This is a genomic window from Microbacterium sp. Bi128 (genome assembly GCF_918698205.1).
In genome coordinates this window covers 1-3,361 of sequence record NZ_CAKKMM010000507.1, presented here as the reverse complement: position 1 = coordinate 3,361, position 3,361 = coordinate 1, and the positions used below count along the sequence as shown (strand labels likewise).

Here is a 3,361-nt window from a genome sequence, read left to right as displayed (position 1 = left end):
GCTCCATCTGCTGAGGCTCGGTGCGCGGGTCCAGGCCGAAGCTCAGCCGCACGTCGTGCGCGGCGCGGTGGAGCTGCTCGGCGATCGCTCGCACCGACGGATCCTCGACGATCGACGAGGTGTAGCCGTCGTAGACGGCGCGGGTCATCCCGACCGCCTGCGTCACGACCGGGGTGAACCGGTCGAGCCGGGCCTGCATGACGGCGAGGTCGGCGCGGTGGCGGGAACTGCGCGGGTTCAGCGACAGTGAGTCGGCGCCGTCGCGGATCGCGTCGGCCGCGGCATCCCGAACAGGCCGGAGCAACCGCGCCTCGAGCAGGAGACCTTCCAACGACTCGCGGGTCTGCGGTGTCTCGAGCGCGTCGGCGAGGCGCTCGAGAGCCGCAGCGAGCTCGCGACCGAGGACCTCGATCTTCTCGCGGGCGGGCGGCACGAGCACCGGCGGGACGAGGGCGGTGTTGATCACGATGCCGATGAGGGCGCCGATGATCGTCTCGAGAACGCGGTCCAGCGCATAGTTCGGCGTCGCCGTTCCCAGCGCGAGCACGAGGACCGCACTGATCGCGACCTGGTTCGTGGTCCCGGGGGACATGCGCAGCACCCACGCCACCACGAGCGAGACGCCCGCGGCCAGCAGGATGACCCAGGTCGGGGATCCCAGCACGATCCCGAGCACGGAGGCGATGACCACTCCCACGATCACGCCGACGCTGCGCTCGACGGCCCGGGTGAAGGACTGGTTGATGCTGGGTTGCACCACGAGGACCGCAGCGATCGCGGCGAAGATCGGGGGCGGTCCGGGCACGAGCAGGTCGGCGACGATCCAGGCGGCGACCATCGCCGCGGCCGACTTGGCGACCTGGAGGAACGGCCCGCGACGTGGCGAGCGGAACGTCAGGGTTTCGCGCGGGAGTCGCATGTCTCGAGCGTAGGACGCCACGCCGGTCAGGCGGATCGGTGGAGCATGCCGTCGGCGTGGTCGGCGACCCACGCCATGAGGGGCAGCATCCGCTCCATGAGGTCGCGACCGAGGTCGGTGAGCGCGTACTCGACGCGCGGCGGCACCTCGGGGTACGCCGTCCGTTGGACGAGACCGTCGGCCTCCAGGGTCTTCAGGGTGCTGGCGAGCATCTTCTCGCTGATGCCCGAGATACCGCGTCGCAGCTCTCCCCACCGCTGGGTCCCGTCGGACAGCGTCACGAGCACGAGCACGCCCCATTTGCCCATGACGTGATCCAGCACCGTCCGGGTGGGACACCCGTCGGAGAAGACTCCCGGGTTGTCGGCCCGTAATTCCGAAAGACTCACCGTCATGTCAGTACCTAACCGGAAAGTGGGTACCTTCATTCCGGAATGTGAGGAGACGGTGGGCGTTGGCTCGGGCGTACCGATCGAAAGGACACCCCATGACCCTCCTCGTCACCGCCGCCAACGGACACCTCGGCCGCCTCGTCGTCGACGCGCTCCTCGCGCGCGGCATCGCGGCATCCGACATCGTCGCCGGCGTGCGCACTCCCGCGAAGGCGGACGACCTCTCGGCGCGCGGCATCCGCGTCGTCGAGTTCGACTACGCCCGCCCCGACACCCTCGCCGCGAGCCTCGACGGTGTCGCGCGTGTGCTGCTCATCTCGGGCACGGACGCCGATCGCGTGTCAGGGCACCGCAACGTCATCGAGGCCGTCCGCGCGGCCGGTGTGGAGCGACTCGTCTACACCAGCGCGCCGCGCGTCGACGAGATCGACTACGCCCTCGGCGCCGATCACCTGGCCACCGAGCGCGCGATCGCCGAGGCGGGGGTGGATGCCACGATCCTCCGCAACAACTGGTACACCGAGAACTACCTCGACGCCGTCTCGCGTTCGGCCGAGACCGGCGTGATCGCCGCCGCCGTGGGTGACGCTCGAGTGGCGAGTGCCAGCCGCAAGGACTACGCCGAGGCCGCCGCCGTTGCGCTGACCACGGATGACCTGCGGGGACAGACGCTCGAACTCGGCGGAGATGTCGCGTGGACTTACGACGAGCTGGCCGCTGCCGCCGGTGCGATCCTGGGCCGCGACGTCGCCTACCAGCCGATCTCGATCGAGGACCTCACGGCGGGGCTTCAGCAGGCGGGCCTGGATGCCGGAACCGCGGCGTTCGTGGCCGGCATCGACGACGCGATCGCGCGAGGCGCGCTCTCGCAGACCGACGGCACGCTGGCCCGCGTCATCGGGCGCCCGACCACCCCGCTCGTCGACGGGCTGCGCGCCGGTCTGAACCGCTGATCGGCACGGCCCGGGTTCACGCCGTCGCGCGGGCCCGGGCCGTCAGCTTCCGCTCCCGCATCGCCAGGAATAGCGGGAACGTGAAGGCGAAAGCCGTCAGCCCCGACAGCACGACGTAGAGCCAGGCGTGCCGCATGCCGACGCGACGTCCCTCGACGAGGAGGAAGATGCTCCCGGCGATCGCGACGACGAGCAGGTCCACCGTGATCGACGACACCGCCGGCCCGCTGGAGACGAGGTCGCCGAAGAAGTCCGCCATCTGGACCACGGCCAGGATGTTGAAGGTCCAGGTGCCGACGAGACCGAGGATCGACAGCACGAGGAACGCTACGGCCAGCGGGGTCCAGTGCTTGGTGAGGGCTGTCATGCGCCGATCCTGTCGGGTACGGTCCCCACGATCCACCCCCGCGCCGGTGTCGGGGGTGCGCGGTACCGTCGGAGGATGGATGCCGACCGTGCCCGCGCCCTGCTCGATGAGCTGGATCGCGCCGTCGAACGCCGCCTGGGCCACCTGACCGACGACGCCGAGAGCCTCCGGCACGATCGTGCGGATGCCACCGCCGACGACGAGCACGACCCCGAGGGATCCACCCTGTCGGGGGAGTGGGCGCAGGTCGACGCCCTGGCGCGCGCGGCGCGCGCGGAGCGGGACGAGATCCGTGCGGCGCGGGACCGCGTGGCATCCGGAACCTTCGGCGTGTGCGAGGTGTGCGGGCGCCCGATCGCGGACGCGCGGCTGGAGGCCCGCCCCACCGCGCGCCGCTGCATCAGGTGCGCGTCGTGAGCCGCGCGTAGGCTCGAGGGGTGGAACCGCTCCTGATCGTCCTGCTGTTCGTCAACGCCGCGTTCAACGCGATCGTGTGGCCCCGGTTCTACCCGCGCATCGCGAAGGACCCGCGGGCACGGGATGCCGCGGGCAAGCCGACACCGTTCCTCATCGTGCACACGGTGCTCATCGCGATCGCCCTGGTGCTGGCGCTGGCCTCGCTCATCGCGGCGATCGCGGCGCTCGTCTCCTGACGCCGGGCGCGACCCGGGCCCCCGGCCGAGGCGCCGGGTAGACTGGGGGCGCGGGTTCGCCCGCCGCACCTCGTGCA

Annotated in this window: 6 protein-coding genes; 3 read left to right on the top strand and 3 right to left on the bottom strand. The window is 71.2% G+C overall.

All coding sequences use genetic code 11. The features are described 5' to 3' along the window. Nucleotides 1–919 (bottom strand): aromatic acid exporter family protein (locus tag LQV45_RS21955; RefSeq protein ID WP_230008811.1); only part of this gene is annotated, 919 nt, incomplete at its 3' end. Between the two features lie 26 nt (nucleotides 920–945). Beyond that, nucleotides 946–1,314, bottom strand: coding sequence for a helix-turn-helix domain-containing protein (locus LQV45_RS21950; RefSeq protein ID WP_230008810.1), 369 nt, complete (start codon nucleotides 1,312–1,314; stop codon nucleotides 946–948). Nucleotides 1,315–1,406: 92 nt separating this feature from the next. On the opposite strand from LQV45_RS21950, the gene LQV45_RS21945 reads away from it, so the two are divergent. After that, nucleotides 1,407–2,264 carry an SDR family oxidoreductase gene (locus tag LQV45_RS21945; protein ID WP_230008809.1) on the top strand — a complete coding sequence of 286 codons (858 nt, stop codon included), beginning with the start codon at nucleotides 1,407–1,409 and terminating at the stop codon, nucleotides 2,262–2,264. Between the two features lie 16 nt (nucleotides 2,265–2,280). Here the strand turns inward: LQV45_RS21945 and LQV45_RS21940 are convergent, their stop codons facing one another. Further along, entirely contained in the window at nucleotides 2,281–2,631 is a 351-nt protein-coding gene (locus LQV45_RS21940; RefSeq protein WP_230008808.1) for a DUF2834 domain-containing protein, read from the bottom strand. Nucleotides 2,632–2,706: 75 nt separating this feature from the next. Here LQV45_RS21940 and LQV45_RS21935 point away from each other — a divergent pair, with 75 nt between their 5' ends. Beyond that, nucleotides 2,707–3,048: a TraR/DksA C4-type zinc finger protein gene (locus LQV45_RS21935; protein ID WP_230008807.1), complete on the top strand. Its 342-nt coding sequence runs from the start codon at nucleotides 2,707–2,709 to the stop codon at nucleotides 3,046–3,048. A 20-nt stretch (nucleotides 3,049–3,068) separates the two neighbouring features. Next, a complete protein-coding gene (locus tag LQV45_RS21930) occupies nucleotides 3,069–3,284 on the top strand; it encodes an SCO4848 family membrane protein (protein ID WP_230008806.1) in 216 nt (71 codons plus the stop codon). Nucleotides 3,285–3,361 lie beyond the last annotated feature (77 nt).

What these genes read in the sequence shown, in the direction of transcription:
- LQV45_RS21935 (WP_230008807.1), top strand. Translation starts at nt 2,707, where the DNA reads ATGGATGCCGACCGTGCCCGCGCCCTGCTCGATGAGCTGGATCGCGCC.
- LQV45_RS21945 (WP_230008809.1), top strand. Translation starts at nt 1,407, where the DNA reads ATGACCCTCCTCGTCACCGCCGCCAACGGACACCTCGGCCGCCTCGTC.
- LQV45_RS21940 (WP_230008808.1), bottom strand. Translation starts at nt 2,631, where the DNA reads ATGACAGCCCTCACCAAGCACTGGACCCCGCTGGCCGTAGCGTTCCTC.
- LQV45_RS21950 (WP_230008810.1), bottom strand. Translation starts at nt 1,314, where the DNA reads ATGACGGTGAGTCTTTCGGAATTACGGGCCGACAACCCGGGAGTCTTC.